Origin of the sequence: Streptomyces sp. NPDC008150, from assembly GCF_042956945.1 — a bacterium.
GTDB lineage: Bacteria > Actinomycetota > Actinomycetes > Streptomycetales > Streptomycetaceae > Streptomyces.
The window spans coordinates 212,992-239,563 of the sequence record NZ_JBIBHJ010000010.1 but is presented as its reverse complement, the minus strand read 5'-3'; the positions used below and the strand labels follow the sequence as shown (position 1 = coordinate 239,563).

Here is a 26,572-nt window from a genome sequence, read left to right as displayed (position 1 = left end):
GCTGCGGGGTGGTGGTCAGGAGGCCGGCGCGTCCTGCGCGTCGCGGTTGGTGCGCAGGGTCCAGATGTGGTGCGGCGGGGTCTCCTCGTGCACGCGGGTCTCGTACGTGTCGTCGACCCGGTCCATGTCCGCCGCGTACTCCACGCGTCCGCCGCACGGGGCGTGCACGAAGCGGAAGACGTTGGAGCCCACCGTGTGGCGCCCGAGCTTGCGGGCCTCGCGCCAGCCCTTCTCGATCATGTAGTTGCCGCCCTCGATGACGTCGTCGAAGCCGGGCACCTCGTAGGCGATGTGGTTGACACCGGCCTTGTCGGGGCGGTGGCACAGCAGCATCGTGTGCTGGTCGTCGTCGCCGGGGGCCTGCATGAACACGCCCATCGGCTTGACGATGTCGACGGCGCGGAAGCCGAGGCGGTCGGTGTAGAAGCCGACGGCCTCGTCCTTGCCGGGCTTCGGGATGTTCAGCGCGACGTGGCACATGCGCAGCGGGTGCGCGCGGTGCAGGGGACCGAGGTTGTCGTTCCAGCGCGTGACGGCGCCCAGCGCGTTGGCCGGGCGGGGCTCGACGTCCGCGTTGCGCGGGCGGGCGAGGGTCAGGCCGACGCCGAAGCCGGTCTCGTCCTTGGTGTGGTGCACACCGGCGGCGTCGGAGAGGACCTCGCGGTCGCGGCTCACCTCGGCCACCAGGCGGTCCAGTTCGTCCTGGGTGTCGACGCCCCAGGTGACCTCGCGCAGGGTGGGGCCGGACTCGACGGGCGCCGGGAGCCAGGAGGCGGGCTCGGTGTCGAGCTGGAGGGTCTGTCCGGTGAGCGTCTCGAAGACGGCGTGCTCGTCGGTCCGCTCGACCAGGTGGAGCCCGAAGTCCTCGAAGAAGCGGACGCACTCGTCGAGGTCGTCGATGCCGTAGGTGACCGATTCGATTCTCTGGATTCCCATCGATTCCTCGCTTAGTCGCAGATCATGCCCCTGCGGTGGCTCACACGGTCACCGGTCCTCGGCGATCGTAGGTTTGGCCGTCGGGCAGCCTCAACAGCCACGTCACGCGGGCATTGCAATCGTTTCTTGCACACTGGGTCGCCCCCGCGGGGAACGGCTGCGCCGCAGGTCAGTGGCCGATCGCGGGAATGGGGTTGCTGGAGAACCACTCGGTGAGGAAGTCGAGGAAGACCGTCACCTTGCGCGGGGTGGCCTGTCCCGGGCCGTAGATGGCGTAGAGCGGGCGGTCCGGCACGGTGAGTTCCGGGAGCAGCACGCGCAGGGCGCCGGACATGAGGTCGTCGTAGGCCGGGCGCTGCGGGAGCAGGGCGATGCCGCGGCCGTAGAGGGCGGCCTTCTGGAGCGCGATGTACGAGTTGGACGAGAACGCGACGTTGCGGATCTTGTGCAGGGTGGACGCGTGACCGTGGCCGATGCGCCAGACCGGGTCGTTGACGTGCACGAGGCACTCGTGCTGCGCGAGGCCGTTGGGCTCGGTGAGCGGGCCCTGCCGGTCGAGGTAGCCCTCGGAGGCGCAGAGCACGAACGGCAGCGAGGCGATCTTCTTCAGCCGGACGCTGGAGTCCCGGAGGTCGCGGGTGTGGAAGGCGACGTCGAAGCCGCTGTCCAGGAAGTCGTACGTGCGGTCGGACATGCCGCCCAGCTCGAAGCGGACGTGGATCTTGGGGTGTGCGGCGGAGAAGGCGGCTATCGCGTCGCCGAGGTCGAGGCTGCCGATCCACTTGGGACAGATGATGCTGAGGGTGCCCTCGGGACGGTCGTGCAGCTGGCCGAGGGTGGCGTCCTCGGCGTCGATCTCCTCGAGGATGCGCGCGGCGAACTCCGCGTAGCGCTGGCCGGGTTCGGTCAGGCTCACCGAGCGGGCGGTGCGGTTGACCAGGCGGACGCCCACCTGACGCTCCAGTTCGGCCACGTGGCGCGAGACCAGCGACCCCGAGGAGCCCAGCTTCTTGGCGGCGCCGCTGAAGCTGCCGGCCTGTGCGACGGTGACGAAGCTGTGCATGAGGAGCAAGCGGTCCATGTTTCCTCCGGAGAACCCGGGCTGCCAGGGGTGCCCCCGGCCACGCCGGTCGTACGTTAGTGCGGGTGGGTGGTCGCCCGGAGACGGGACTCACGGCATGTGCTGGACGTGGGATCACGCCACTCCGGAATGCCTTCACAGCGGCTCTGTCAAGGCATTCCGGACACCTGGCGGACGGGCGGCTCAGGACTCGGATCAGTGGGGCACCGCTCCCGGCGGCGGCCCGTTCACCTTACTTCGGGCAGTACTGAGGGGCCTCGCTCACGTTGTCCTTGGTGACCAAGACAAGAGGAATGTTGGCAATCTTGTCAACCTTCTTCTTTTCAAGGAGTCCTATCGAATTCTTGACCGCCGTTTGGCCGATGCTCATGGCAGAGTTGGCGACGGTCGCGGAGAACCTGCCGTCCTTCACGGCGGCCAGGCCCTCGTCCGTACCGTTGACCGTGACGATCTTGACGTCCTTGGCGCCCGCCGCGTCGAACGCCTTGCGCACCGCGAGACCCATCTCCTCGTTGGCGACGAAGGCGTAGTCCAGGTCCGGCTGGGCCTGGATCATGTTCTCGGCGACGTCCTGCGCCTTGGCCGCGTTGAACATGCCGGGCTGGTTGGCGACGACCTTGGCGTTGGCCGGCAGGGCCTTGGTGAAGCCGTTGACCAGCAGGTCGGAGGCGGCACCGGGGGCACCGGCGACGATGCCGACCTTGACGTCCTTGCCGCCCGCGTCCTTGGACACCCAGCCGGCGTCGAGGGCGCCGACCTTGCCGAGGTCGACGACGGCCGCGCCGAGGATGTCGTCGACGTCGCTGGTGGCGACGGACGTCAGGTAGATCGGGATGTTCGAGGCCTTGGCCTTGGCGATGTCGCCCTTGAGGGCGTCGACGTTGACCGTCTGCACGATCAGCGCGTCCACGTTCCGGGAGATCATGTCCTCGATGTTGGACAGTTCGGCCCCGGAGTCCTGGTGCGAGCTGGCCGTCAGGACCTTGGCTCCGTCGGTCTTGGCCTGCTGCTGGACCGCCTTCTGCAGACACGTGTGGAACTCGGTGTCACCGCCGTTGACGAACCCGAGGGTCTTGTCGCCGGAACTCCCGCTGCCGCCGCCGTCGTTGCCGCAGCCGGCCAGTACGAGGGTGGTGCCGGCGACAGCCGCGAACAGTGCTCTGCGGGAGTGGACGGAGAGTCTCATGGTGTAACGCCTTTCCTGAGCGGATTTCATGACGGAGCGTCAGAGGAATGGTTCAGTGGCGTGGTTCAGTGCCACGGTTGGTGCCGTGGTGCGTCGGCGACGTGCCCCGAGGTGCGCCCGGGGTGTGTCCGGACGTGTTCCGGGTGTCGCCGATGGGGCCCGGGGCGGGTTCCAAGTGCCGCCGTGGGCCGGGGAGTCGCGTCCCGCGTGGGAGGTGCGGCGCGGTCAGCCGCGCGCGGCGCGTGCCTTGTGCATCTCGTTGGCGACGGCGGCGATCAGCAGCACACCGCCCACCGAGACCTGCTGGTAGTAGCTGGAGACCTGCACGAGGTTGAGCGCGTTGGCGACGACGCCCAGCAGGACGACGCCGAGCGCGGTGCCCACGACGGTTCCGTGGCCGCCGGCCAGCGAGGTGCCGCCGATCACCACCGCGGCCACGGCGGTGAGCTGGAGCGTGAGACCGCCCGTGCCGGGGCTGCTGGAGCCCAGCCGGGACAGCAGCATCAGGCCCGCGAGACCGGAGAGCGCGCCGGTGACGGCGTACAGCGACAGCTTGCGGGCGGTGACGTTGATGCCGGACAGGCGGGCGACGTGTTCGTTGCCGCCGATGGCGTAGGCGTCGCGGCCGAACACGGTGAACCGCATGACCAGGGCGGTCGCCAGGAGCACGACGATCGCCACGACCAGCAGGTACGGCACACCGAGCACCTTGTCGTTGCCCAGCGCGAACATCTTGGTGCCGATGGACACGCTCATGCCGTTCAGCACGAGCAGGGCCACTCCGTCCAGGAGCGTCGCCGTCGCGAGGGTGGCGACGAACGGGGCGACGTTGGTGAAGGTCACCACGAGCCCGTTGACCAGGCCGAGAAGCGTGGCGAGCACGATCGAGGCGACCATGGTGAACAGGGTGGAGTGGCCGTGCGAGAGCAGTTGCGCGCCGACCGCGGTGGTGACGGCGACGTTGCTGCCCATGGAGAAGTCCATGCCGCCGGCCGTCATCAGCAGCGTCAGGCCCGCCGCGATCACGGCGGTCACACTGACCTGGCGCAGCACGTTGACGATGTTGTTCGTGGTGGTGAACGAGTCGGTCTGCGTCGCGGTGGCGACGATCACGACGACCAGGACCGCGATCAGTCCGATGTGGGGTATCCGCCCCAGCGCGGCCGGCGAGAACCGGGAACCCGCTGCCGCGCCCGGTTCCGTGAGGTCCGGACCGTCGGTAAGTGTCTTGACGCTCACTGCGGTTGTCCTCCGAGGGCGGTGGCGACGAGTTCGTCGTGGGTGATGTCTTCGATGGCGTGCTCGGCGACGACACGTCCGGAGCGGACGACGACGACCCGGTCGGCCAGGCGCATGACCTCCTCCGCGGAGGACGACGCGAGGAGCACGGCGACGCCCCGGGAGGCGAGGTCGTCGACGAGGACGTGGATGTCCGCCATCGCCGCGATGTCCACCCCGTTGGTGGGGTCCTCCAGGAAGCAGGCGACGGGTTCCGTCTCCAGCCACTTGCCCAGCAGGACCTTCTGCTGGTTGCCGCCGGACAGCGAGCCCACGGGCGGGTTGCCGGACAGCGCGACCACGCCGTAGGCGGTGCGCACGGGTGCCGCGCGGCGGGCCAGGGCGGTCGTGCGGTGCAGGCGGCGGCGGGCGAACCGGTCGCCGGCCAGCATCAGGTTCTCGTCCACCGTCAGCCCCGGCACCAGGCCGAGGGTCCTGCGGTCTCCGGTGACGCAGCGCAGACCGCCGCGCAGCGCGTGCGCGACCCGGCCCGGCGGTATCCGCCTGCCGTCGACGTGCACGGCGCCCGCCGCCGGGCGCTCGCGCCCCGACAACAGGTGGAACAGGCGGGACTGCGCGTCGCCCGCCGGGCCGAGCACGGCGACGATCTCGCCCTTGCGGACGTCCACGGCGAAGTCGTGGATGGCCCGTCCGTCGCCGAGGCCGCGCACCGCGAGGCCGATCTCCGCCTTGGGAGCCGGGCGTTCGGGGCGGGTGGACACGACGTCCCTGCCGACCATCGAGCGGACCAGGAGCGCCGGGTCCATCTCGGCCGCCGGGGCGCTGCGCACCACGGCCCCGTCCCGGAGCACGGTCAGCCGGTCGGCGACCGCCATGACCTCGTCGATGTAGTGCGAGATGTACACCACGGCGACACCCTCGTCGCGCAGGGTGCGCACCAGGGCCCTGATCTGGTTGGCGGCCTCCGCGCTCAGACACGCGGTCGGCTCGTCCAGGATCAGCACCCGCCCGCCGCGGCGGACCTCGCGGGCGACCTCCACCATCGTCTGTTCGGCGACGGTGAGCGAGCCCGCGACGCGTTCCACGTCGATGTCGATGCCGAGCGCGGCCAGGGCCGCGCGGGCCTCCGAGCGGACCCGGCGCCAGTGCACCGCGCCGGCCCGCCTCGGCAGGTCGCCGAGCATGACGTTCTCGGCGACGGTGAGCCCCATCGCGAGCTCCCGCCGCTGCGGCACGGACGAGATGCCGAGCCGCCGGGCCCTGCGCACGGTCAGTCCGTGCTCGGTGTGCCCGTTCACCTCCACGGTGCCGGAGTCGGGCTGGTGGATCCCCGAGAGGACCTGCACCAGCGTCGACTTGCCGGCGCCGTTCATGCCCATCAGGGCGTGGATCTCACCCGGGTACAGGTCCAGGTCCACGTCCTTGAGCGCGGCCGCCCCGCCGAAGCTCTTGGTGACACCCCGTACGCGCACGACGGCCTCCGGCACCCCGGCGCCCCTGCCGTCCGCGACGGACGGTGCGGGGGCGCCTCCCCCCTCCGGGTTCCGGTCTCTGAGAGAGGTCATGGAGTGTCTTCCCCGTCCGGTGCGACACGGCCGTAGCCGCGGATGTCGGGGAACGGGGGCTGCTTGTCGGCCTGGAGGTCCACCTGGAAGGTGTTCAGGCACATGCCGAGCATCGTGAAGTTGCCGAGCGCGCCGATGGTGTCCACGAGCGCGGTCGCGTCGAAGTGCTCCTGGACGGCCGCGAACGTCTCGTCGGAGACGAAGTGCTCCTCCAGGATCTCCCGGCAGAACTGGTAGAACGCCTGGTCCTTGGCGTTGTCGAACGCGGCGGGGCGCTTCTCCGCGATGGCCTTGACGGCCGTCTCCGGCACGCCGGCCTCGATCGCCTGGTGCACGTGGGCGTTCCAGGAGTACTGCGCGTCCCAGTTGCGGGCCGCCATCAGCAGCGTCAGCTCCCGCAGGTGCTTGGGCAGGCTGCAGTCGAAGCGGGCGAAGGCGCCGAGCGACTCGACGCGGTCGCACAGGTCCGGGCTGTTGAGCCACACCCGGAAGGGGCCGCGCACGGCACCGCGGCGCGCGGTGATGCGGGCCGCCAGCTCCTGCTGGCGGGGGTTCATTTCCTCTTCGGTGAGAACGGGGAGCCTCATGGGGCCGTACCTGCCTTTTCTTTCCGGCGCGTTACACGCACGGATCCACGGACCGTGCGACGCCGCCGACGCTACAGCCGGGTTCAAGAAGCCAGCCCTTCCCGGAGCGCAAGGTAAACCTGCACGGGAGGGGGCACCCATTCACGGGGCGGACACCTAACGTCGTTCGACGCAACACCGCACCGTCGAGAGGAACCCGGATGCCCACCATCATCAAGGTCGCGGACGTCCCCCTGCTGGACCGAGGGGGCGCCGTCGTGACGACGCCGCTGATCACCACGTCGTCCGCGGGCGGCGAGAACCGCATCACCAGCGGTATGAGCGTGTATCCGGTCGGCTCGGGCGCCCCGCTGCACTCGCACAACTGCGACGAGCACGTCACCGTCCTGGAGGGCAGCGCGGAGGTGGTGGTCGACGGCGAGGTGACGAAGCTGGAGCAGTACGACACCACGTACGTGCCCTCGCCCGTCCCCCACCTGTTCCGCAACACCGGTGACGTGCCGCTGCGCATCCTGTGGGTGTACTCGTCGGGCCACGTGACCCGGACGTTCACCGAGACCGGGGTGACGGTGGAGCACCTGTCGGCCGAGGACCAGATGGGCAAGTAGCCCAACAGGCCCCCGGCCGAAGGTGGTTCAGGCGCCCAGGCCCTCCCAGAACGCCGTGCGGTGCTCGGCCGCGAAGCCGGTGCCCGCCGCGGAGCAGGCGGCCGGGGGCGCACCGGAGGCCGGCGAGGTGTCGCACGCCACGAGCCGCATCATCGTGTCGGTGCGGGTGCCGTACGCGGGCCAGCGGGGGGTGTGCGGGCCGTTGGGGTCACCCGTGGCGGCGAACGTCCCCCAGTACGCGATCATCTGGTTCGACAGTTCCAACTCGTCGTCGTCGTACGGGAGTGTCTGCCCGAGGTAGTCCCAGAGGTAGCCGAGGTCGTCGACGTGGGTCGCCCCGAACGGGAACGCCCTGGCCGTGTCGCTCTTCTGCTGGAGCAGGTAGATCGACGCGAACTGCGGGGTGTCGTTCTCCGCGAACTCGTAGGAGTACGTGGGGACGTACCGCGAGAGCGAACCCATGAGGGTGCGCCGCACGGTGGCGGTGTCGTCGTTCTGCACGGCGGTCCACGCCTGGCCGGGGGTCGCGTAGTCCGCCACCGGGTACTCGGCGAGCACCTTGCCCGCGTCCGCCCCGTACGAGGAGGCCACCAGCGCCTCGTACTGCGCGGCGGTCAGCGGCTTGCCGGCGTAGTCGTAGTTCTGGAACGTGAACAGCGCCCTTTCATTGGTCACTTGGCCCAGCATGACCGGGACGCGGTTGAACTTCCCGGCCGGGACGGCGGTCGCCGGGTCGGCCGGGAACGCCGCGCCGCCCACCGAGGGCCGCACACCGGCCTTCTGCTGGGCGGCGACGATGTCGGCGGTGGACTTTCCGCGCAGGCAGGCCAGGACCCCGGCGGCGCCGGCGCAGCCGATCTGCCGCACGAAGGCCTCGCTCGCGGTGCGCGCGGCGGTGACCGAGGTGAGGGCGCAGCTTCCGCTCATGATGATCGCGCGGTCGAACAGGCCCTTCGCGGTGGGCGAGGCGAGCTGGGCGCAGACCGAGGTGCCGCCCGCCGACTGGCCGGCGATGGTGACGTCGTCCGCGTTTCCGCCGAAGCCGGCGACGTTGGAGCGCACCCAGCGCAGCGCGGCCTGCTGGTCGAGGAGGCCGTAGTTGCCCGCGCCGTTCGCGCTCTCCTTCGCCAGTTCCGGAAGGTTGAGGTAACCCAGGGCGCCGAGGCGGTAGTTGACGGTCACGACGACCGCGCCGGCCTGCTGGGCGAACTTGCGCGGGTCGGTGTCCTGGCCGGCTCCGCCGGTGAAGCCGCCGCCGTGGATCCACACGACCACGGGCAGGCCGCCCCTGGTGCCGTGCGGTGTGTACACGTTGAGCGAGAGGCAGTCCTCGGTGAGGGTGGTCCGTTCGTAGCCGGGGTCCCAGCCGCTCGCCTGGGCGCAGCGGTCGCCGAACCCGGTGGCGTCGCGCACCCCGGTCCACGCGGCGGCGGCGCGCGGCGCGGTCCAGCGGTCGGCGCCGGTGGGGTCGGCGGCGTAGGGGATGCCGAGCCATGCGTCGTAGCCGGTCAGGCTGCGGCCCCGGACCTTGCCCCCGGTGGTCTTCACGACCGTTGACGTGGGCGCCGCCGACCGCTGGGCCGTCGGGCCGCTCTGCGACTGCGCCACCACGGGTGACACGAGTCCGAGACAGACCAGGCCTGCGCTCACGAGGGCGGCGGCAAGTTTGCCGCGGGTTCTCGACCGAGTCATCGCTCCCTGCTTTCTCCGGACGTGCGGACGGACATGCGGACACACGTCGGGCAGGGACATGACATATCTGAAGTCGTCCCCGCCGACGCGGACTTGAGGTGTGCCGGGAAGGGCGGGTGTGAACGGAACACGTTTGAGTGGGTGAGGTCGCGGGTGCGACCGCCGGGGCGTGCGGTGCCCCGCCGGGTTCCCTCCGGCGGGCGACCGCCCTGTGGCGCCGAGGGCGCGGCGCCCCTCGGGCGAGCGGCGCGGGTCGGCGCCCGGACAGCGGCCGGCGGCGGACGGGGCCCGCGCCCGGCACGGACGCGGTGGCCGCGCGTTCCGGTTCGTCGTTGTCATGGCGACGCTAACCGCGGTGCGTGACCTGCCACAAGGGTTGTGACCAAAGTTGTCGACAGTTCGAGGGGGTGACGGAAGCCGGGGCCGGACCGGGCGGTGCGCCCGGTCCGGCCCCGGCCGGCACGTCGTGGTCCGCGTCAGTGCGTGGCCGTCAACTCCTGTCGCGGGGCGCCCTCCACGGGCCTGTTCGCGCCGCGCAGGCTGCTGATGCCGATGAGGACCATGGAGAACACGCCCGCGATGGCGAACGCCGTGAAACCCCAGTCGCCGTTGCCGTTCGCGAGGAGCTGGCCGCCGAGCCACGGCCCGAACACGGCGCCGAACCGCCCCATGCCGGAGGTCCAGCCGACCGCCGTGGCCCGGTTCTCGGGCGAGGAGCGGATGGAGACCGTCGCGTAGATCATGACCTGCGCGCTGTTGAGGAACACACCCGTCAGGAACACCACGACGAACGTGAGGGCCAGCGGCATGTGCACGCTGAGCAGGAACACTCCCGCGGCGGTCAGCGCGAACCAGACCGCCGAGATCCGCGGGGCGCCGAAGCGGTCGGCGGCCCGGCCGGCGACCAGCATGCCCACGATGCCGCCGAGGTTGAAGACGACCACGAAGGTGAGGGCGGAGCCCAGTTCGTAGCCCTCGCCGCGCATGAGGGTCGGCAGCCAGGTCGCGACGCCGTAGACGAGGAGGAGTCCGCCGAAGGAGGCCAGCCAGTACAGCAGCGTCTGTATCCACTCGCGGCCGTCGAACAGGGCGCGCAGCGCGTTCCAGCGGTCGGCGACGGCCTGGCGTCCCGCACCGGCCGCGGCGGGCAGTTCGACGCCGTAGCGCCGGGACAGGTCGGCCGCCTCGTCGGCCCGGCCCTTGGCGAGCAGGAAGCTGAGCGACTCCGGCATGAACCGGAACAGCACCGGCAGGAACAGCAGCGGCACCACGCAGACCCAGAACGCGGCACGCCAGCCGAGGGGTTCGACCACCCAGAGGGCCACGTAGGCGGAGAGGATGCCGCCCGCGTGGTGGGCGGTCATCAGCATGCCGATGGTGAGGGCGCCGCGGCCCCGGGGCGCGTAGTCGGAGACCAGGGTGATCGCGGTGGGCAGCAGCCCGCCCAGGCCGACACCGGCGAGGGTACGGCCGAGGCCGAAGACCATGACGTTCGGGGCGAGCGCGCACAGGCCCGAGGCCAGCGAGAACAGCGTGACGCAGGAGAGCATCAGCTTCCGGCGGCCGATCCGGTCGGAGACCGTTCCCGCCGCGAGCGCGCCGATCAGCATGCCGAAGGTGGCGTAGCTGCCGAGGTCGCCGGCCTGACCGGAGGTGAGCCCGAGGGCGTGCTCCTCCAGCATGTGCGGCAGCACCGAGCCGTAGATGAACATGTCCAGTCCGTCGAAGAGCACGGCGAACCAGCACAGCACGACGACCAGAACGGCCAGTCTGCTCCCGCGGGAGAGCGAGGGTGAGGAGGACATCGTTGTTTTCCTCTCGTCCAGGAGTCGTTCCCTGGAGGGGACCGGTGAGGCGGACCCGATCGGCGTGAGCGGCCGGTCGGCGGGCCCGGTGCGCTAGAACCTAAGATCACCTCGGGAGAGTGTCAACACCTTTGTCAACAATCTCATCAACGATCCATCGGGGCCGGATGCGCGAAGGGGCGGGCCGCACACGGTTCGTGTACGACCCACCCCCAAGTAGGCTGCCGCGCGCGGAAGTTGCGGCGAACGCGCAGGTCTAGGCGACGGGCGGCGTGCCGTGGGTGTGGAAGGACTCGATGGTCTTCAGGCCCCACGCCTGCCCCTTGGCCCGTTCGTCCTCGGTCCAGGTGATCAGCGGCCAGTCCGGGGCGAGCACCAGCCGGGTCTGCGGGTTGCACAGCTCGATCCGGTTGCCGCCGGGTTCGTAGACGTAGAGGAAGAACGTCTGCTGGATGGCGTGCTTGTGCGGGCCCGTCTCGATGAACACCCCTGTGTCCAGGGCGAGATCGGCGGCACGCAGGATGTCCTCGCGGTTGTCCGTCGCGAACGCGATGTGGTGCAGGCGCCCTTGGGAACCGGTCCAGTCCTCGGTGTAGACGATGTCGTAGGACTTGTTGGTGAAGGTCAGCCACTTGCCCGCGACGCGGCCGGAGTTGAGCCGGATCTGCTCGGTGGGCCGCGCGCCCAGGACGTCCTGGTGGAAGTCCGCGTTGGCGGCGACGTCGGCGGCGAGGTAGTTGACGTGGTCGAGCCGCCGCACGCCGACGCCGTGGCCGGGCTTGGCCTGCGGCTGGTTCTTCAGGCCCGGCCGCAGTTCCTCGGGGGCCTGGTACCACTCGCTCTCCCAGTACAGGGCGAGTTCGTGCCCGTCGGGGTCCGTGGTGACGTACAGCTTGCCGATGCCCGGCTCGTCCTCTGTCCAGCGGCCCGGCCGGCCCGCCGCCTCCAGCGCCGCGACCCGGCGCTGGAGCGCCTCCTCCCCCGAGGTGCGCAGCGCGGTCCTGCGTATGCCGGCGGTGGCGTTTGCGGTGAGGACGAGACTGTGGTGCTCGTAGTCGTCCCAGGTCCGCAGATAGACCGAGTCGCCGCTGCGGCCGTTGACCGTCAGACCCAGGTACTCGGTGAAGAACCTCAGACTGTTGTCGAGGTCGGGGGTGAGCAGTTCGACATGCCCGAGATGGGCGATGTCCCCAAGGGGCGGAGTCATCGTCAACTCCTCCTAACGGCCTTGTGCGGATGTCGGTGCGGAATCGGCGGCCCGCGGGAAGACGGTGCCGTCGAAGATCTTGCGCGCGGTGCGCACCACGGCGGTGCGGCGCGCGACGGGGGGCGTGCCCCCCTCCCCGGGGTCGACGCTGACGTCGACGTCCAGGAAGCCGGTGGGGTGCTCGACACGGGTGCGGTCGCCGGTCGCGGGCAGCCGCGCGACGTCCTCGCCCACGTTGCCGGGCAGACGCAGGCCCGCGGCCACGCTCGCGGCGCCGAGCACGCCGATCGAGGTGTGGCAGCGGACGGGTATGAAGGTGCGGGTCGTGACCGCGCCGCCGTCGCGCGGTGCCGCGAGCAGGCTGAGCTTGGGCACGGTGGCCCGCTCGACGTCGCCGAGTCCCATCAACAGGCCCGCCTCCAGGCGGATTTCGTGCAGCCGGTCGGCGAGGGCGACGTCCTCCTCCAGGTCCCGGGGTTCCTCGTAGCCGGTGACCTTGAGGGCGGTGGCGGGGATCAGGACCGTGGGCATGCCGTTGTCGACGCAGGTCACCTCGACCCCGGCGACGGTGTCGCGGACGTTGCCGGTGGGCAGCAACGGGCTGTCGCCCTGCGGGAATTCGATCTCCACGGCGGCGGCCGTGCCCGGCACCCCGGAGATCTCCGCCGAGCCGGTGTACTCGACGCGCCCGCCCGGCGTGGGGAACGTGGCGACGGCCAGTTCCGCCGTGTTGACCATGCGGATGCGGACGGTGGTCTCGGTGTCCCCGGCGGTGACCAGACCGCGTTCCACGGCGAACGGTCCCACGCCGGCCAGGATGTTGCCGCAGTTCTGGCGGTCCGACACCTCCGGCCGGTCGACGACGACCTGGAGGAACAGATAGTCGACGTCGGCCTCCGGGTCCTCGGACACGGAGATCACGCCGACCTTGCTGGTGAGCGGGTGCGCCCCGCCGAGGCCGTCGATCTGGGCGGGGTCGGGACTGCCCATGACGCGCAGCAGCAGGTCGTCCCGGTCCGCCGGGTCGGCGGGCAGCTCGTCGGCGAGGAAGTAGGCGCCCTTGGAGGTGCCGCCGCGCATCAGCATGCAGCGCACCTCCTCGTAACTCGTCGTGGAGCGGCTCCCGTTGCCCTGCGTCATGGGTGAAATCTCCTTGTGGACGGGCGCCCGCCCACGCGCCGCGGATGTCCGCGGCCGCACGGCCCGGGGGCCGGCGGCGCGCCGCGTCGCCGCGTGCCGGACCGGGACCGCGGACCGCGCGGTGCGGCCCGCCCGGCCCGTGCCGGTCCGGGCACGCGTCAGTCGCGGTACGCGTCCATCACGCTCGTGAGGTGGGCGCGGACGGCCGCGTCGGCCGCCTGCGGATCCCTGGCCCTGATCGCCTCGATCATGGCCAGATGCTCGTTCAGGGACTGCTGGGGACGTCCCGGCCTCAGAGCCAACTGGAAGCGGTGACGCACCAGTTGGGCGTTGAGACGCTCCAGCAGCTCCACCGCGGTCTGCTGGCCGGAGATCTCACGGATCCGGTCGTGCAGGACGTGGTTCAGTTCGGAGTACGTCACGGGCTCGCCGTCGGCGACGGCCTTGGTCATGGCCGCCCCCAGACCCGCGAGTTCGTCCAGTTCCTGCTCGGTGGCCGAGAGGGCCGCCTTCGCGGCGCACAGCCCTTCGAGGACCATGCGGCACTCGGTGATGGCGACGGCCTCCTCGACCGTCACCACCCGTACCCGCGAACCGCGGTTGCGGATGCGTTCCACGAGGCCTTCCGCCGCCAGGTCGATCAGCGCCGCCCTGATGCTCGCCCGTGTCACCCCGAACTGCTCGGCGAGTTCGTTCTCCACGAGCCGTTGGGCCGGCGCCATCTCACCGAGCAGGATCGCCTGCCGCAGCTGCGTCAACGCGTGCTGCTTGGCCTGCTCTCCGGTGCTCGGCCGGGCTTCTTTCAGCATCGTGCTCTCCCTGAGTGAGTGCGTGTCGAACCTAAAGCTAGCCAAACAAGATTGTCAACAATTTTGTCCCCCATATTGCGGGCATGGGTCGGGGACGCAACGATCCACTGTCGGAGCCCGTCGGCACGGCGAAACGCGCGCCGCCGGGCGTCCCCCGGTTCCCCCCGTCCTCGCTCCCGCCCGCCTTCTCCGGCGACAACCTACCGCCGGGTCCCGCGCGACGATGTGTCCGTGCGGCCCCCCGGAATCCGCACACTGTGTCGCCGCCCCGCCCGGCCGGCCCTGGCTAGGGTCGCTCCCATGACCACGCACAGCTTCGCGCTCCACGTACCCGACGCCGACCTCGAACCCGAACCGCTCGACCCGGCACAGATCGTCTCCGGCACCCCCGAGGTCACCGGAAAGGTGGTGTGGGAGTCGGCCGACGGCCGCCGCGTGCGCGGGATCTGGCAGATGACACCGGGCGTGGTCACCGACACCGAGGCCGACGAACTGTTCGTCGTGATCGGCGGATCGGCCACCGTCGAGGTCGAGGGCGGCGCGACACTGGAGGTCGGACCGGGCGACATGGCCGTCCTGCGCGCGGGCGACCGCACCGTCTGGACGGTCCACGAGACCCTGCGCAAGGTGTACGAGGTCAGCCTCTGAGGGACAGGTCCCGTATGGAGGACCACACCGTGCAGGAAGACCGCCGGGACGATTCCCGGGAACCGCTGGGCGTGGCGGTGATCGGCTTCGGCTGGATGGGGCGCGTGCACACGCAGGCGTACGCGCGCGTGCTGCACCACTTCCCCGGGCTGACCGTACGGCCCCGGCTGGTGGCGGTCGCCGACGAGGTGCCGGGCCGCGCCGAGGAGGCCGCGGCCCGGTTCGGTTTCGCGTCGGCGGTCCACGACTGGCGGGCGGTCGTCGCCGACCCGCGCGTACGCGCGGTGAGCGTCACGGTGCCGAACTTCCTGCACCGCGAGATCGGCACCGCGCTCGCGGCGGCCGGCAAGCACGTGTGGATGGAGAAGCCGGTCGGACTGACCTGCGCGGACGCCCGCGCTGTCGCCGACGCGGTCGCCGCCGCCGGCGTACAGGGCGCGGTCGGCTTCAACTACCGCTGCGCGCCCGCCGTCGAGGCCGCCCGCGACCTCATCGCGAGCGGCTCCCTCGGCACCGTCACGCACGCCCGCTTCCGCCTGTTCAGCGACTACGCGGCCGACCCGGACGCCGCTCTCACCTGGCGCTACGAGCGTGAGCGCGGCGGCAGCGGAGTGCTCGGCGACCTCGCCTCGCACGGTGTCGACCTGGCCAGGCACCTGCTCGGCGACATCGACCGGCTGACCGCCGACACCGCGGTGTTCGTGCCGCTGCGGTCCCGTCCCCCGGGTGCGACCGCCGGGCACGCCCGGTCCGCGGGGGGCGAGCCCGGTCCCGTCGAGAACGAGGACTACGTCGGCTGCCTGCTGCGCTTCGCCTCGGGGGCACGCGGGGTGCTGGAGGCGTGCCGGGTCTCGGTGGGCGAGCAGAACAACTACGGCTTCGCGGTCCACGGCACCCGGGGCTCGGTCTTCTGGGACTTCCGCCGGATGAACGAACTGGGCGTCAGCGGCGGCCCCTCCCGCCAGGACCAGCCGGTCGCCCGCGTCTTCACCGGACCGGGGCACGGCGTGTACGGGGCGTTCCAGCCGGGGGCCGCGAACGCCATGGGGTACGACGACCTGAAGGTGGTCGAGGCGTACCGCTTCCTGCGCTCGGTCGCTGAGGGCGTCCCGCACGGGGCCACGCTCACCGACGCCGTGCACAGCGCCGCCGCACTGGACGCGATGGCACGCTCGGCGGCGGAGGGCACCTGGGTGGACGTACGGGTGCCGGGGTAGCGGTGCCCGCGGGGGCGCGGCCGGTCAGGCGCCGCAGGAGCGCAGGAAGGCGCGGGTGCGGGTGGCGACGGGCAGCGGGCGGTCCGGCGGGCAGGGGTACATGTCCTGCTCGACGATGGCGAACAGGTCCACCCCGAGCCCCTGCGCCGCCGCCAGCACCGGCTGCAGCTCCGGTACGCCGTGCGGTGGTTCGCACATGACGCCGCGTGCGACCGCGGGCCCGAAGGGCAGTTGGCGGGCGACGACGTCCGCGAGGACCTCCGGGTCGACCTGCTTGAGGTGCAGGTAGCCGATCCTCTCGCCGTACGTCTCGATCAACTTGACGCTGTCGCCGCCGCAGTAGGCGTAGTGCCCCGTGTCCAGGCACAGGGACACCAGGTCGGGGTCGGTGGCGTCGAGGAAGCGGGTGACGTGCTCCTCGGTGTCGATGTGCGTGTCGGCGTGCGGGTGCACCACGATGTCGAGGCCGTGGGTCTCCGCGACCATGTGCCCCAGCCGTTCCATGCCGCGGGCGAGGTGGTCCCACTGCTCCCCGGTCAGCTCCGGCGGTTCGAGGATCTCGGCGGTCTTGTCGTCGCGCCAGAAGGAGGGGATGACGACGAGGTGTCCGGCGCCGGTCGCCCGCGCGAGGGAGGCGACCCGGTCGACGTGGCGCCAGGTCTCGTCCCACATGCCGGGCCCGCGGTGCAGCCCGGTGAAGACGGTGCCGGCCGACACCGACAGCTCGCGCCGGGCCAGCTCGTCGGCCAGCCGCACCGGATCGGTGGGCAGGTAGCCGTACGGCCCGAGTTCGATCCAGGAGTAACCGGCCCGCGCCACCTCGTCGAGGAAGCGGTCCCACGGCACCTGCCGGGGGTCGTCGGGGAACCACACCCCCCAGGAGTCGGGGGCGGAACCGACCCGGATGCGGTCGAGAGCGGGAACGTCGGTCGCCTCGGTCATCTCGGTCGTCCCTTCGTGCGAGTGCGGGCCCGGCGACGCCTCCGCGCCGGGGCGGTGCGGCGCCGTCAGTCCTCGGTGCCGAACAGGCGGCGTCCGCCGTACTTCTTGTGCACGGCCTGCTTGCTGACACCGAGGGCGGCCGCGATCTCCACCCACGTCACGCCCTGCGCACGCGCGCAGCGCACGAGTCCGGCCTGGATCCGTTCGAACTGCCGGGCAGCCTCGGCGGTCGCCTCCAGCGCGACCCTCGGGTCGTCGTCCTCCGTCGCCTTGAGCAGCTCGGCCAGCCGGGATGTCGCCATGCCGACCACGGTAGGGACCACCCTGGAGGCGGTCAACTCCGGCTGACGCCGCCCGGCCCCACGACCGGGGGGACCTTCCTCGCACGTCTACAGCTATGTAGACTCATCGGCGGCCGGGCCTGACTCGCCGTCACGCCGTCACCTCCTCCGTCACCTCCGCCGGCGCGGACCGGGGCGCGGCCGTGGCCCCCGTCGGGCCGGACGGCGGACGACCGAAGAACTTGGAGAGCGGTGTACGAGTCGAAGGAGTCCCCTCCTCCTCGGCCGGGACCCGCGGATCCGGCGGCCGGTGTCATGGCCTGGCTCGGCGGGCGCGACGAGGTCGACCGCGAGCTGAGCAGGGCGCTGGGCGAGCAGCCGAGCCAGCGCGACGAGACCCTGTCGCGGATGGCCGACGTGCTCCAGGCGACGGCTCAGGGGCTCGGGCAGGAGGCGGCCGCGGTCTGGGCGGGCGTTCCGAACCGGGTCCTGGAGGGCTGGCTGCGCAAGGATCCCGCGTTCGCCGCCGCCGTGCGATCGGCGGCGGCCCTGGCGGACGCGCACGGGATCACGCCCGGCGGCGAACCGACCCCCGCGATGATCCGCGTCGTGCTGGTCGCGCTCAGCAGGGGCACCGACTGGCCGACGGCCGCCCGCACCGCGGGCTTCACCCTCTACCGGCTTCGCCGCCTGTGGCGGACCTCGCCGTCCCTGGTCCAGCTGGCGAACACCGCGCGGATGGCGCGGCCCCGGCTGCCGAGGGGCCCCGCCCCGGCGTCCGGCCGGCCGGGACCGGCGGGACGGCCGGCACGCGAGCACGGCTACCGCCTGGTACGGCTCAACGATCCCGCGCAGCCGCCCCCGCACCCCGAGGACGAGTGACCCCCGGCCGTCGGCCGGTCCCCGGGACGACCGCCCGCGCCGGTCGCCCGGCGCCCGCCGTGCGGTCAGCGCTCGTTCTCCTCCAGCAGGCGCCGCAGCTCGGCACCGTCGTCGCTGCTGAGACCCTCGACGAACCGCGCCAGCACCGTGTGCCGGTCCGCGTCCTGGTCCAGCTCGCGGTGCATACGGCGGGCGGTGAGCCCGTGGGAGTCCTCGACGGGAAAGTAGACGAAGCCGCGCTTCGCGGGACTGCGGCCGACGACGCCCTTGTCGTGGAGGCGGCCCAGCAGCGTCGCCACCGTCGTCCGGGCGAGCAGTTGCGGCATCCACGCCTTGATCTCGGCGGTCGACAGCGGTTTCCCCGCCGCCCAGAGCGCGGCCAGCACGCTGGCCTCCAGTTCCCCCGCGGGCCGACGCTCGCCCTCGTCCACGATCCCTCCCTCTCGTCACCAGGTCGCGGCGCGGAATGGCAGGGTCGTTCCGCCCGGGAGCTCAACGGCGCTTCCGCGCCCATTATCGGGTGCGCCCGCCCCGTCGGCACCGGAAGCCCCGGTCCGGCCCCCGCCCCGCTTCCCCACCGGGCCGTTCCGGTGCACAACCGCCCGCCGCCGACGGCCACTTGGGGCCGTCGAGCGTGAGCATGGCACAGCCGGTACGGGACTTCACGTGAGCTGCCGGACGACCGCGCGCCGGGAGATCCCCCGCCGTTTTCCGCGGCCCGAGGGCCGCCGTCGGCGCAGCGCGGCCCGCGGGACCCCGGAGCCAGGGCGATCAACCGCCCGCGGCGGCACCGCCCGTGGCCGCGGGACCGCACGACTCCGGGCAGCGCCGCACCTCCGAGCCGTCAACGTCACTGCGGGTCCATGGGTCCATCTCCAGCAGCCTGCGCAGGACTTCCTCGTCACCGGTGCTCAACCGGGCGACGAAACGGGCCAGACCAGTCCCCCGGCCGACGAGCCCCTTCCCGAAGAGGCGGAACAGGATCGCGCTGACCGTGGTGCGCGCCAGGTCGGCGTCGAGCCGCTCCTGCGCGCGGCCCGGCGTGAGCGGTACGCCGGCGGACCCACGGGGCCGCCATCACTGCGGCTTCGAGCTGACCGGAAGGACGCCTCTCGTCCATGTCCCGCGCCACAGGAACCTTCCGCGGTCCGCATTCGTCTACAGTGTTGTAGACCGTCTACAGCATTGTAGTCGCTCGGGTGCCGTCGTCGCAGTGCCCGTTCATCCACCAAGGAGAGGGCACGCACCCATGGTGACTCCACCCTTCATCGCCTCGTCAGAGCTGGCGGTGAACGTACTCAGCGCCCAGTCCCTGCTCGCCGCCTTCGGTGTCCTGGGGGTCGCCGCAGTGCTCTTCGCCGAGACGGGGCTGCTGGTCGGCTTCTTCCTCCCCGGGGACTCGCTGCTGTTCACGGCCGGCCTGCCGTGCACCGGCGGCTCCGGGCGCAGCGTGCACCTGTCCCTCGCGCCGCTGCTGACCGCGGCCGCGGTGGGCGCCGTCGCGGGCGCACAGGCCGGGTATCTGCTGGGCCGGAAGGCGGGCGGCGCCCTGCTCGCGCGCAGAGACTCGGGCCGGCTGGCCGAGGGGGCGAAACGCGCCGAGGAACTGCTGGAGCGGTACGGGTACGCCAAGGCGATCATGCTGGCCCGCTTCGTGCCGGTGGTCCGGACCGTCCTCAACCCGATGGCCGGCGCGCTCGGCGTCCCGGTGCGGACGTTCACGATCTGGCAGGTCGCGGGCGGACTCGTGTGGAGCCTGGGTCTGACCCTCGCCGGGTACGCGCTCGGCTCGTCGGTGCCCGACATCGACACGTACCTGCTGCCGGTGATCGCGCTCGTCGTGATCGTGTCGCTGCTGCCGCTCGTCCTCGAAGTGCTCCGCTCCCGCGCGGCGTCCCGGGCGGCCAGGGCCGGGGAGGCACGCCGATGACGCCCGCGTTCCTCGCCGCTCCCCCGGACGGCCCCGCGTACACGGACGTCGTGCACATGGCGAGCCAGGCGCCCGACTGGCTGGACGACGCGATCGCGGTCTGGTCGGCCTACGGACTCCTCGTGTTCGCGGTGCTCATGGTCCTGGGCTGGTGGCGCGCCCGCCGCACCGGCAGCCGCGCGGCGCTCGTCGCGCTGGCCGTGCCGGTGATCGTGGTGCTGTCGTACGCGGTGGACTCCGTCCTGAAATCGATCGCGCACGAGAACCGCCCGTGCCAGGGGGCGCACGTCGCGACTCTGGAGGCGTGCCCGGCGGCCGGTGACTGGTCCTTCCCCAGCAACCACGCGACGATCGCCGCGGCGTCGGCGGTCGCCCTGTTCTTCGTCTCCCGCGGGCTCGGCCTGATCGCCACCGCCGCCGCGCTGATGATGGCCGCGTCGAGGGTGTGGGTCGGCGTCCACTACCCGCACGACGTCGTGGCCGGTCTGCTGGTGGGCGCCCTCGTGGCCGCGGGCGCGGTCGCCCTGCTCAGGCGGAGGCTGGACACGCTGGCCCCGCGCATGGAAACCACGCCCCTGCGGCGGCTGTTGCTGCGATGAGGCGCAGAACCGTCGTGGAGTTCGCGGGCAGTGCGGCCCTCGGTCTCTGGGCCGCGTTCACCGTGCTGACCCTGGCGGTCGTCGGCCGCGGCGGTGCCCCGCTGTTCCCGGACCGGGCGCTGCTGTCCTGGTCGCTGGGCCACCACCCCGGCGCCGCGCAGACCCTGGCCCGGGGGATCACGTACACGGGCACCGGCGCCGTTCCCTACGTACTCGTGGCACTCTCGGGCCTCTCCGTGGGACGAACCCGGCGACAGCGGCTCACGGCGGCGGCCCTCTGGCTCTCCTGCCTCTGCGCCTGCCAGGCGCTGCGGCTCGCGGTCATGTCACTGGTCGCGAGGGCCCGCCCGCCGATGGGGAGTTGGGCCACACACGCGTCGGGCTGGTCGTTCCCCTCCGGTCACACCACCACCTCGGCCGCCACAGCCGGCCTGGTCGTCGTGGCGGCCTGCCTGCGCTCTCCGCGCGGTCGCGGTCCCGTCTGCGTGCTCGCGGGCGTCTGGGGTGTGCTGGTCGGACTGACACGTGTGTACTTGCGCGTGCACTGGTTCAGCGACGTGATCGGCGGATGGCTGTTCGCGGGCGCCTGGCTCGCGACATGTCTGTGCGTGGCGGCCCGGTGCCTGCCCGCCGGAGCGGTCCGGGACCGCGAGGCCGACCCGGCGGACTCCGGGGCCCGGCCGGGCTGACCCGCCGCGCACGGCGCCGGAAGAACCGGCGGCCGGGAACGTCACCCGTCCTCCGGTCCCGCGACGGCGGACGTCAGGTTCGGCGCCTGTCCCCGGCGTACGCGGGCGCCGCCGACCGCCCTCGGCACAGTTGGGGGAACCGGCCCGACCGGCCCCGGCAAACGGAAGAGGGCCGGTGTCGGACACCTCCGACACCGGCCCTCATCTGCGACTGTCTCCAGTCGGGACGACAGGATTTGAACCTGCGACCCCTTGACCCCCAGTCAAGTGCGCTACCAAGCTGCGCCACGTCCCGGTGCGTTTCGTGCGCGGTGAACCGCGTGATCACGCCTGAAGAACTCTACCCCACCGCCCCGGGTGCTCCGAAGACGGCCGGGGCGCGGGACAATCGGGTCCATGGGCAGCACGGACAGCACCGACAGCACACGCGGTACGGGCAGCACGGGCAGCGCCTCCCCCGGCCGGACGGCCGCCGCGCGGGACCGGGACGGCGACGGGCGGGCCCGCAACGCCCGCCCCCGGGACGGCCTCGGCCGCCCGTTGCCGTACGGCGCGGACGGGGTGGCGCGGCAGCCGGAGGGAATCGTGCGCCCCCCCGGGCGGACGGTCGCGGAGGCGCAGTCGCTGCTGGACGCGGGCCGCCCGTTCCACGCGCACGAGGTGTTCGAGGACGCCTGGAAGGCCGGCCCCGAAGCCGACCGCGAGCTGTGGCGCGGTCTGGCCCAGCTCGCGGTGGGCCTGACCCACTCCGCGCGCGGCAACCTCACGGGCGGCGCCCGGCTGCTCCGGCGCGGCGCGCGGGCCGTCGAGGAGTGGGCGTCCGGGTCCGGGCGCCGGCAGCCGTACGGGATCGACCTCGCCGGGGTGACCGCCTGGGCGCGCGACCTCGCGGCCGTCGTGGAGAGCGGCGCGGGACCTGTCGACGCGGCGCGGAGCGCACCGCGGCTGCGCGGGCCGGAACCCGAACTCTGACGGGAGCGGCGCCCGCCGCGACCGCTCCGCGCCGCCGTACCGGGGGCACGGGTGCGCGGGCCCACCGGGGCGTGCGGCAGACTCTGCCCGTGCGAAAGATTCAGGTCATCGGTATCGGCGCGGGCGACCCCGACCAGCTCACCCTCCAGGCGGTCAAGGCGCTGCGGCGCACGGACGCGTTCTTCGTCCTCGACAAGGGCGAGACGAAGTCCGACCTCACACAGTTGCGCCGGGACATGCTGGACGCACACGTGCCGCCGGGCACGTACCGGGTCGCGGAGGTGTCCGACCCCGAGCGCGACCGGAAGGCCGGCGGGGCCGCGTACTCCCCCGCCGTCGGGGACTGGCGGACCGCCCGCGCCGCCCTGTACGCACGGCTGATCGCCGACGAGCTGGGCGAGGACGAGACCGGGGCGTTCCTGGTCTGGGGCGATCCGGCGCTGTACGACAGCACCCTCGGCATCCTGGAGGAGGTGCTCGCCGGCGGGTCCGTCGACTTCACGTACGACGTCGTTCCCGGCATCAGCAGCGTCTCCGCGCTGGTGGCCAGACACCGCACGGGGCTGAACCGCGTGGCCCGGCCGGTGCAGATCACCACCGGCCGGCGGCTCGCCGAGGGACTGCCCGAGGGGGTGGACGACGTGGTCGTGATGCTCGACGCGCACCAGTCGTTCACGCGCTACGCCGACCAGGACATCGACATCTACTGGGGCGCCTACATCGGCACGCCGGACGAGATCCTCGTGGCCGGTCCGATAGCCGAGGCCGGTCCCGAGATCGTCCGGGTGCGCGCCGAGGCCCGGGAGCGCAAGGGCTGGATCATGGACACGTATCTGCTGCGCAGGCGCCCGTCGGACGACGCCTGAGACTGGGCCGGGGTTGGGACTTGGCAGCGGCTGGGACTTGGCTGCGGTTGGGGCTTGACCGCGGTTGGGGCTTGACCGCGGTTGAGGCCTGACGGCGGCTGGGGCTTGGACGCGGTTGGGACCTGACCGTGGTTGGGCCTTGGCCGCGGCTGAGACCGGGAAGGCCCGGCGGGGTCCGGCGGGGGCGGCCGGGTCGAGCCGGAGGCGGCGGGGGTCGCCGAGGGCGGCGGGTGTCCCGGGGCGGGCGGGGTTCGCCGGGAGCGGCAGGGTTTCCCGGGGCGGCGGGGTGTCCCGGGACCGGCGGGGTTCGCCGAGGGCAGCGGCCGGGTCGAGCCAGAGCTGTCGGGGTTAGCCGGGAGCCGCAGGGTTCGCCGGGAGCGGCGGGGTGTCCCGGGACCGGCGGGGTTCGCCGTAGGCGGCAGGTTCGCCAGGGGCGGCAGGTTCGCCGGGGCGAGCCGGAGCCAACGGGATCGGGGCCCGGCGGGAATTGCCCCGGCCCGCGCCTTCTCCGCCGCGAACCCGCCCGGACCGTTCCCACGTGCGGCGGCGACGGGCCGGTGTGAGGGTGGCCACGTGACAGTTGCCGAGGGAACCCTGCCGGCCGCCGCGCAGCCGCCCGTGCTCGACCCGCGCCGGCGGAACATCGTCTTCGCCACCATCGTGCTCGGGATGCTGCTCGCGGCCCTCGACCAGACCATCGTGGGCACCGCGCTGCCGACGATCGTCTCGGACCTGGGCGGCGCCGCGCACATGTCCTGGGTGGTGACCGCCTACCTGCTGGCGGAGACGGTCGCGACCGTCCTCGTCGGCAAGTTCGGCGACCTCTTCGGCCGCAAGGTCGTCTTCCAGGTCTCCGCGATCGTGTTCATCACCGGCTCCTTCCTCTGCGGCCTCGCCTCCAACATGACGCTGCTGATCCTGTGGCGGGCGATGCAGGGCGTCGGCGCGGGCGGGCTGATGGTGACGGCGATGGCGCTGATCGCCGACGTGATCCCGCTGCGCGAACGCGGCAAGTACCAGGGCGCCATCGGCGCGGTGTTCGGTGTGGCCACCGTCGTCGGACCGCTCCTCGGCGGCCTGTTCACCGACCACCTGACCTGGCGCTGGGCGTTCTACATCAACGTCCCCATCGCGATCGTCGTCGTCATCGCCGCCGCCCGCACCATCCCGGTGGTCAAGTCGGCGGTGCGGCCCGTCATCGACTACCTCGGCATCGCCCTCGTCGCGATCGGCGCGAGCGCCCTCATCCTCGGGACGAGTTGGGGCGGCAACCAGTACGCCTGGGGCTCCGGCGTCATCATCGGCCTGTTCATCGGCGGGGTGATCGCGCTCGGCCTGTTCTGCTGGGTGGAGACACGGGCCGCGCAACCGATGCTCCCCATGCGGCTGTTCCGCAACCCCGTCTTCGCGGTCTGCTCGATCCTCAGCTTCATCGTGGGCTTCGCCATGCTCGGCGCCCTCACCTACCTCCCGACCTACCTCCAGTACGTCGACGGCAACTCGGCCACCATCTCCGGCGTGCGCACCCTGCCCATGGTGATCGGACTGCTCATCGCATCGGTCTTCAGCGGCAACGTGGTCAGCAAGACGGGCAAGTACCGGTTCTTCCCGATCGTCGGCTCCGTGGTCATGGGCGTGGGCCTGTGGCTGATGTCCCTGATGGGCCCGGACAGCGGCAACTGGCTGGAGTCGCTGTACATGTTCGTGCTCGGCGCCGGGATCGGTCTGAGCATGCAGGTCCTGACCATCGCCGTGCAGAACACCGTCGAGTACACGGACCTCGGCACGGCGACCTCCGGTGTCACCTTCTTCCGTACGCTCGGCAGTTCGTTCGGCACCGCCGTCTTCGGCACCATCTACGCCAACTCCCTCACCCCCAACCTGGCCGCCGGCATCGCCGCCGCCGACCGCGTCAGCGTCCTGTCGCCCGCCGCCATCACCAGGGCCGCGTCCAGCCCCGAGGGGTTGCACCGACTGCCCGCGCCGGTGGCCGCGCCAATCATCCATGCCTACGCGGACACCATCTCGACCGTCTTCCTGTGGACCGTCCCGGTCGCCGCCATCGGTTTCGTCGTGGCCCTGTTCCTGAAGCAGGTGCAGTTGCGGGACAGCGCGCGCGTCGGTACGTCCGACATGGGCGAGGGGTTCGCCTCACCGCACGGCGCCGACTCGCAGCGACTGCTGGAGACCTCCGTCGCGCGGATCATCGGGGGCACGGACGTGGCCACCGCCCGACGTCTCGTCGAGGAGTCCGACACACGGCTCGACGTGGCCGGCGCCTGGGCCGTCATGCAGGTCGAACTCCTCACCCGCCTCGTGGGTCACGCCAACCTCCGCATGATCGCGGCCCGTCGCAGGGTGCCGCCGGAGGTCCTGCTGCCCGTGTTCGAGCGCATGGTCGACGAGGGCTACATGACCCGCCACGGTTCGATCCTCTCCCACACGCAGGCGGGCGAACGTGAGGCCCGGGTGATCAGCCGCGCGTGGGGGAACTGGCTGGAGGAACGCGTCCAGGCGGACGTCGGCCACCCCTCCGACCAGCAACTCCGCACCGCCGTCGACGCAATCGCGAAGCGCCTCCTGGTCGAGGACATGAACAACGGCCTCCCGGACCGAACCCTGGAACGGGCAACGGCCACGGACCGCGGCAACGCCTAGCCTCGGGAACGGAGCGACAACGGCGGGCCACTGGCCGGAACCCCCGCGACGGCCCCGCGACGGCGGGACCGTCGCAGGCCGCAGGACCGGACCCCGAGCCCGGAGCCCGGACGGCGACGGGCCGGGCGGCAGCCGGACCGCGACAGGCCGGCGCAGGTGACCGAACTCCGGTCGGCTCGGCGGCAGTTGCCGGACGGCCGAATGCGGCCAGCCGTAGGCCGGACGACGGCAGGCCCGACAACGGCCCAGCCGCGACAGGCCCGACGACGATGGCCCGCCCACCGAAAACCGCGAGCCCAGAAGCGCCACGACAACAGGCCCGATGTCAGCGGCAGGACGGCGACTGCCGAACGACGGCCGACCCAACGACGGTTGCCGGACGGCGACCAAAGTCCGACAACAGCCGAGCCCGCGACAGGCCCGACAACCGTGGCCCAACCCACCGAAACCGCAAGCCCGGAAGCCACACAACAACAGGCACGGTGCCGGTTGCCGGACCACGGCCAGCCCAACGGCGGTGGCCCGACGGCCGGCAGCGGTCCTGCCGAGGGCGGGGCAAGCCGGTGCCCCGGTCCGTGGGCGGTGGTGCCGTCCGCCTCAGTCGACGACACACAGCATGCGGTGGGCCGGCACCACCGGCTCGCTGGGCGACGGATCGACCCCGCGAATCCGTACGGCCACGATGTCGGTCGGTACGCGGGACCGCTCCGGGAGCTGCGTCAGACGCCAGCGATAGGGCTCGGGGACGTCCTTCGCGGGAAGCTCCACCATCGCGAGACTTACCCAACGGCCGTAGTTCGTCCGGTAGATGCGAACCGACGCACCGCATTCGGGACACGTGGGCGGCTCGACCCAGGACACGTCCTCGGGGTCGAACTCGGGCCTCGGCGCAGCCGTGGCCCCGTCCGCCTCGGCCATCTCGTTGGCGTACGCGTTCCAGCAGCCGTCGCAGAGGCGGACCATGAAGGCGATTCGCCCGCGCTCGGCCACGCTCGAACCCGCCTTGCCGCAACGATCACATACAGAAAGGTCA

Annotated in this window: 25 protein-coding genes, 1 tRNA gene and 1 pseudogene; 10 read left to right on the top strand and 17 right to left on the bottom strand. The window is 72.0% G+C overall.

The window, feature by feature from the left end; translation table 11 throughout:
* Positions 1–15: 15 nt before the first annotated feature.
* The 6 genes from ACFZA0_RS24555 to ACFZA0_RS24530 form a co-directional block, all read right to left on the bottom strand.
* A complete protein-coding gene (locus ACFZA0_RS24555) occupies positions 16–936 on the bottom strand; it encodes a VOC family protein (RefSeq protein ID WP_391020682.1) in 921 nt (306 codons plus the stop codon).
* 169 nt (positions 937–1,105) lie between these two features.
* Positions 1,106–2,017 (bottom strand): LysR substrate-binding domain-containing protein, encoded by a 912-nt coding sequence (locus ACFZA0_RS24550; protein WP_391020680.1) that lies wholly within the window; start codon positions 2,015–2,017, stop codon positions 1,106–1,108.
* 232 nt (positions 2,018–2,249) lie between these two features.
* Positions 2,250–3,203 carry a substrate-binding domain-containing protein gene (locus ACFZA0_RS24545; RefSeq protein ID WP_391020678.1) on the bottom strand — a complete coding sequence of 318 codons (954 nt, stop codon included), beginning with the start codon at positions 3,201–3,203 and terminating at the stop codon, positions 2,250–2,252.
* Positions 3,204–3,428: 225 nt separating this feature from the next.
* Positions 3,429–4,442, bottom strand: coding sequence for an ABC transporter permease (locus ACFZA0_RS24540; RefSeq protein ID WP_391020676.1), 1,014 nt, complete (start codon positions 4,440–4,442; stop codon positions 3,429–3,431).
* The gene (locus ACFZA0_RS24535) at positions 4,439–6,007 is read right to left on the bottom strand and encodes an ATP-binding cassette domain-containing protein (protein ID WP_391020674.1); all 1,569 of its coding nucleotides are present in this window, start codon (positions 6,005–6,007) and stop codon (positions 4,439–4,441) included. The genes ACFZA0_RS24540 and ACFZA0_RS24535 overlap by 4 nt, the downstream gene beginning before the upstream one ends.
* Complete coding sequence (locus ACFZA0_RS24530) at positions 6,004–6,594, bottom strand: carboxymuconolactone decarboxylase family protein (protein WP_391020672.1); 591 nt, start codon at positions 6,592–6,594, stop codon at positions 6,004–6,006. The genes ACFZA0_RS24535 and ACFZA0_RS24530 overlap by 4 nt, the downstream gene beginning before the upstream one ends.
* A gap of 200 nt (positions 6,595–6,794) precedes the next feature.
* Between ACFZA0_RS24530 and ACFZA0_RS24525 the strand changes: the two genes are divergently transcribed.
* A complete protein-coding gene (locus tag ACFZA0_RS24525) occupies positions 6,795–7,202 on the top strand; it encodes a cupin domain-containing protein (RefSeq protein WP_391020670.1) in 408 nt (135 codons plus the stop codon).
* Positions 7,203–7,229: 27 nt separating this feature from the next.
* On the opposite strand, the gene ACFZA0_RS24520 is transcribed toward ACFZA0_RS24525, so the two are convergent.
* The 5 genes from ACFZA0_RS24520 to ACFZA0_RS24500 form a co-directional block, all read right to left on the bottom strand.
* On the bottom strand, positions 7,230–8,852 hold the full coding sequence (locus ACFZA0_RS24520) for a carboxylesterase family protein (protein WP_391020668.1): 1,623 nt from the start codon (positions 8,850–8,852) through the stop codon (positions 7,230–7,232).
* A 518-nt stretch (positions 8,853–9,370) separates the two neighbouring features.
* Positions 9,371–10,699 (bottom strand): MFS transporter, encoded by a 1,329-nt coding sequence (locus ACFZA0_RS24515; RefSeq protein WP_391020666.1) that lies wholly within the window; start codon positions 10,697–10,699, stop codon positions 9,371–9,373.
* A gap of 256 nt (positions 10,700–10,955) precedes the next feature.
* The gene (locus ACFZA0_RS24510) at positions 10,956–11,906 is read right to left on the bottom strand and encodes a catechol 2,3-dioxygenase (protein ID WP_391020664.1); all 951 of its coding nucleotides are present in this window, start codon (positions 11,904–11,906) and stop codon (positions 10,956–10,958) included.
* Positions 11,907–11,918: 12 nt separating this feature from the next.
* On the bottom strand, positions 11,919–13,046 hold the full coding sequence (locus ACFZA0_RS24505) for a 4-oxalomesaconate tautomerase (RefSeq protein WP_391020662.1): 1,128 nt from the start codon (positions 13,044–13,046) through the stop codon (positions 11,919–11,921).
* Between the two features lie 158 nt (positions 13,047–13,204).
* The gene (locus ACFZA0_RS24500) at positions 13,205–13,855 is read right to left on the bottom strand and encodes an FCD domain-containing protein (protein ID WP_391020660.1); all 651 of its coding nucleotides are present in this window, start codon (positions 13,853–13,855) and stop codon (positions 13,205–13,207) included.
* 300 nt (positions 13,856–14,155) lie between these two features.
* Between ACFZA0_RS24500 and ACFZA0_RS24495 the strand changes: the two genes are divergently transcribed.
* Both ACFZA0_RS24495 and ACFZA0_RS24490 read left to right on the top strand, forming a co-directional pair.
* Positions 14,156–14,503 (top strand): cupin domain-containing protein, encoded by a 348-nt coding sequence (locus ACFZA0_RS24495; RefSeq protein ID WP_391020658.1) that lies wholly within the window; start codon positions 14,156–14,158, stop codon positions 14,501–14,503.
* 14 nt (positions 14,504–14,517) lie between these two features.
* The gene (locus ACFZA0_RS24490; protein ID WP_391020656.1) at positions 14,518–15,720 is read left to right on the top strand and encodes a Gfo/Idh/MocA family oxidoreductase; all 1,203 of its coding nucleotides are present in this window, start codon (positions 14,518–14,520) and stop codon (positions 15,718–15,720) included.
* A 24-nt stretch (positions 15,721–15,744) separates the two neighbouring features.
* Here ACFZA0_RS24490 and ACFZA0_RS24485 read toward each other — a convergent pair whose 3' ends face one another.
* Both ACFZA0_RS24485 and ACFZA0_RS24480 read right to left on the bottom strand, forming a co-directional pair.
* A complete protein-coding gene (locus ACFZA0_RS24485) occupies positions 15,745–16,662 on the bottom strand; it encodes a TIM barrel protein (protein WP_391020654.1) in 918 nt (305 codons plus the stop codon).
* 65 nt (positions 16,663–16,727) lie between these two features.
* Positions 16,728–16,964 carry a hypothetical protein gene (locus ACFZA0_RS24480; protein ID WP_391020652.1) on the bottom strand — a complete coding sequence of 79 codons (237 nt, stop codon included), beginning with the start codon at positions 16,962–16,964 and terminating at the stop codon, positions 16,728–16,730.
* A 294-nt stretch (positions 16,965–17,258) separates the two neighbouring features.
* On the opposite strand from ACFZA0_RS24480, the gene ACFZA0_RS24475 reads away from it, so the two are divergent.
* A complete protein-coding gene (locus tag ACFZA0_RS24475) occupies positions 17,259–17,825 on the top strand; it encodes a hypothetical protein (protein WP_391020650.1) in 567 nt (188 codons plus the stop codon).
* A 65-nt stretch (positions 17,826–17,890) separates the two neighbouring features.
* Here the strand turns inward: ACFZA0_RS24475 and ACFZA0_RS24470 are convergent, their stop codons facing one another.
* Both ACFZA0_RS24470 and ACFZA0_RS24465 read right to left on the bottom strand, forming a co-directional pair.
* Positions 17,891–18,259 carry a BlaI/MecI/CopY family transcriptional regulator gene (locus ACFZA0_RS24470; protein ID WP_391020845.1) on the bottom strand — a complete coding sequence of 123 codons (369 nt, stop codon included), beginning with the start codon at positions 18,257–18,259 and terminating at the stop codon, positions 17,891–17,893.
* 433 nt (positions 18,260–18,692) lie between these two features.
* Positions 18,693–18,945, bottom strand: a pseudogene (locus ACFZA0_RS24465) (BlaI/MecI/CopY family transcriptional regulator); the annotation flags it as partial.
* Positions 18,946–19,074: 129 nt separating this feature from the next.
* On the opposite strand from ACFZA0_RS24465, the gene ACFZA0_RS24460 reads away from it, so the two are divergent.
* Genes ACFZA0_RS24460 through ACFZA0_RS24450 form a run of 3 tightly spaced genes read left to right on the top strand, consistent with a single transcriptional unit; the run spans position 19,075 to position 21,043 of the window.
* Entirely contained in the window at positions 19,075–19,755 is a 681-nt protein-coding gene (locus ACFZA0_RS24460; protein ID WP_391020648.1) for a VTT domain-containing protein, read from the top strand.
* Complete coding sequence (locus ACFZA0_RS24455; RefSeq protein ID WP_391020646.1) at positions 19,752–20,354, top strand: phosphatase PAP2 family protein; 603 nt, start codon at positions 19,752–19,754, stop codon at positions 20,352–20,354. The genes ACFZA0_RS24460 and ACFZA0_RS24455 overlap by 4 nt, the downstream gene beginning before the upstream one ends.
* On the top strand, positions 20,351–21,043 hold the full coding sequence (locus ACFZA0_RS24450) for a phosphatase PAP2 family protein (protein WP_391020644.1): 693 nt from the start codon (positions 20,351–20,353) through the stop codon (positions 21,041–21,043). The genes ACFZA0_RS24455 and ACFZA0_RS24450 overlap by 4 nt, the downstream gene beginning before the upstream one ends.
* A 221-nt stretch (positions 21,044–21,264) precedes the next feature.
* Here the strand turns inward: ACFZA0_RS24450 and ACFZA0_RS24445 are convergent.
* A tRNA-Pro gene (locus ACFZA0_RS24445) sits at positions 21,265–21,338 on the bottom strand.
* Between the two features lie 101 nt (positions 21,339–21,439).
* Between ACFZA0_RS24445 and ACFZA0_RS24440 the strand changes: the two genes are divergently transcribed.
* The 3 genes from ACFZA0_RS24440 to ACFZA0_RS24430 all read left to right on the top strand — a co-directional run bounded on the left by ACFZA0_RS24440 (position 21,440) and on the right by ACFZA0_RS24430 (position 25,539).
* Complete coding sequence (locus tag ACFZA0_RS24440) at positions 21,440–22,015, top strand: DUF309 domain-containing protein (RefSeq protein ID WP_391020642.1); 576 nt, start codon at positions 21,440–21,442, stop codon at positions 22,013–22,015.
* Between the two features lie 89 nt (positions 22,016–22,104).
* Positions 22,105–22,881 (top strand): precorrin-6A synthase (deacetylating), encoded by a 777-nt coding sequence (cobF, locus tag ACFZA0_RS24435; RefSeq protein WP_391020640.1) that lies wholly within the window; start codon positions 22,105–22,107, stop codon positions 22,879–22,881.
* Positions 22,882–23,454: 573 nt separating this feature from the next.
* On the top strand, positions 23,455–25,539 hold the full coding sequence (locus ACFZA0_RS24430) for a DHA2 family efflux MFS transporter permease subunit (RefSeq protein WP_391020638.1): 2,085 nt from the start codon (positions 23,455–23,457) through the stop codon (positions 25,537–25,539).
* A 597-nt stretch (positions 25,540–26,136) separates the two neighbouring features.
* Here the strand turns inward: ACFZA0_RS24430 and ACFZA0_RS24425 are convergent.
* Positions 26,137–26,529: a DUF6083 domain-containing protein gene (locus ACFZA0_RS24425; protein WP_391020636.1), complete on the bottom strand. Its 393-nt coding sequence runs from the start codon at positions 26,527–26,529 to the stop codon at positions 26,137–26,139.
* Positions 26,530–26,572 lie beyond the last annotated feature (43 nt).